The sequence below is a fragment of the Sporocytophaga sp. genome (genome assembly GCF_017745095.1).
GTDB lineage: Bacteria > Bacteroidota > Bacteroidia > Cytophagales > Cytophagaceae > Sporocytophaga.
Window position 1 is genome coordinate 1 of sequence record NZ_JAGHZZ010000058.1, and the last position, 749, is coordinate 749.

Here is a 749-nt window from a genome sequence, read left to right on the forward strand (position 1 = left end):
AGACAGGCCCAAATCGGCTAATGAAAGGGGTTCTCCTTTTATCTCTGCATTATAAAACTCCAGCAGTTCCTGGATCATAATCCCCATCGACCAGCCATCACTGATGATATGGTGCATCACCGTGCTGAAGGCCCACTTCTTATCCTCAAGCTGGTATAAACTTGCGCGAAGCAAGGGAAGAGACGATAAATCAAATGCGCGAAGGATGCCTTTCCCAATTAAGGCCGATAAATCCGATTCCGGGTCTTTGCGCCCCTGAAGATCGTGACACTCAATGGCAAAATCAAAGTCTGACACAGGCACAATAACCTGAAGGACATCTCCCGCTTCGGTCTGCTTAAAATAAGTGCGAAGGACCTCATGGCGGGCAATAAGTTTTCCAAAGGCGGTATTTAAGGCCCCAACATCCAAATGGCCTTCAAAGAGATACACCCCGGGCATGTTGTAGGCAATACTGCCTTCTTCAAACTGGCTCAATAGCCATAAACGGCGCTGGGAGGAAGACAGAACGTATCCGTCCTGCTCAGCTACCGGGACAATATCCACAAAAGCGGTTTTTAAGGACTGCTCGATAAGGGCGGCCTGCGCTTCTAAAACCGGATGGTTGAAAATATCTTTTAATTCGATCTTTGTATTGAATTCTTTATGAAGCTGACTCGCTAAACGTGTCGCTGAGAGGCTATGTCCGCCCAGATCAAAGAAATCGTCATGTACCCCGATTTGTTCCCTGTTTAGGATTTCTTCCCAGA

Annotated in this window: 1 protein-coding gene; it reads right to left on the minus strand. The window is 47.3% G+C overall.

The window, feature by feature from the left end; translation table 11 throughout:
- The coding region (locus tag J7604_RS26175) for a condensation domain-containing protein (RefSeq protein WP_293903325.1) at positions 1-749 on the minus strand (749 nt) is incomplete at both ends.